The sequence below is a fragment of the Arthrobacter sp. Bi26 genome (genome assembly GCF_918697925.1).
GTDB lineage: Bacteria > Actinomycetota > Actinomycetes > Actinomycetales > Micrococcaceae > Arthrobacter.
The window spans coordinates 1-1,008 of sequence record NZ_CAKKMF010000217.1; the positions used below are offsets into that span (position 1 = coordinate 1).

At 64.5% G+C, this 1,008-nt stretch carries 1 protein-coding gene; it reads left to right on the forward strand.

The window, feature by feature from the left end:
- The coding region (locus tag LQV16_RS23525) for an alkaline phosphatase family protein (RefSeq protein WP_229996236.1) at positions 1-854 on the forward strand (854 nt) is incomplete at its 5' end.
- Between the last annotated feature and the right edge of the window lie 154 nt (positions 855-1,008).

Sequence of the window (1,008 nt, forward strand, 5' to 3'; positions counted from 1 at the left end):
CCCCTCCACCGTCCCCGTACTTCGCACAGCCGGCGCCGCACCCGGAGCCGGGGCGGCAGGGCAACGGCGGAATCGAACACATTGTGATCATCGTCCAGGAAAACAAGGCGGCCTCGCAGATCATGGGAGCCAGCGAGGCAGGCTACTTCAACAAGCTGGCGGCGGAATTCTCCACGGCCGCCAACTATCGGGCCATTACGCATCCGAGCCTGCCCAACTACCTCGCCCTGACGAGCGGGACCAACGCGGGGATCACCAGCGACTGCAAACCGAAGTCCTGCACCGCCGATGTGCGCTCCATCGCCGATGAGATCACCCAATCCGGACGGACGTGGAAAATGTACGCCGAGGGCATGCCCGCGCCCTGCGTTGCGCACGACTCCCGGCGGTATGCGGTGAAGCACAATCCGTTCATGTACTACCCCGCCGTGACGGACGATTTGGCCTCGTGCTCGGACCATGTTGTGCCGTATGGCCGGCTGGAACAGGACCTGCAGTCGGCGTCGGCCCTGCCGGACTACTCCTTCATCAGCCCAGACATGTGCAACGACACCCACGACTGTCCCATCAGTACCGGAGACGACTGGCTCTCCCGCGAGGTGCCGCGGATTCTTGGGTCACCGGCCTTCACGACGCAGAACTCCCTGCTGGTGCTTACGTGGGACGAGGGCAGCAAAGACGACAACCGGGTGGCCACGGTATTTGCCGGCCCGGCGGCGCGGAAGGGCTTCACCTCCCATGCCGCCTACTCGCACTATTCGTTGCTGCACACCATCGAGGACGTGTGGGGGCTGACGCCCCTGACCGACAACGTCCGCAATGCGCCCCTCATGAGCGAATTTCTCAACCCCTAGCGGCGGGCGGCCTTCCCGACCAATACACAGGAATCACTGCCCATAATGGTCCCGAAGCTCCGGTCAACCGCTATTTGACCGGAGCTTCGCCACGTGCCCCTGGCAGGCGCAGCCGCGGTGCCGGGTTCCCCTGAAAGAGGGCTTAGGGCACGGG